1 pseudogene is annotated in these 217 nt (G+C 52.1%); it reads left to right on the top strand.

Annotated elements, in window-relative coordinates:
• Positions 1–217, top strand: a pseudogene (locus HMPREF2888_RS12040) (IS3 family transposase); the annotation flags it as partial.

The following is a 217-nucleotide window of genomic DNA, read 5'->3' as shown; positions in this document are numbered from 1 at the left end:
AGCAGAGCTCGGTATCAACCGTGCCTCGCTGCATGCTTGGGTCAAGAAGTACGGCACCGGCAAACGTGCCCGCATTAAAGCCGTGCATGATAAAGCCCAAGCGGCGACTGATTCTGAGCGAATCCGCCAGCTGGAAAAAGAAAACACGAAGCTGCGCGAAGAACGCGATATTCTACGTAAAGCTGCTAAATATTTTGCCGAAGAGACACGCTGGTAA

The organism is Corynebacterium sp. HMSC077D03, assembly GCF_001808545.1.
Taxonomy (GTDB): domain Bacteria; phylum Actinomycetota; class Actinomycetes; order Mycobacteriales; family Mycobacteriaceae; genus Corynebacterium; species Corynebacterium simulans.
This window is presented reverse-complemented; position numbering and strand designations above follow the sequence as displayed.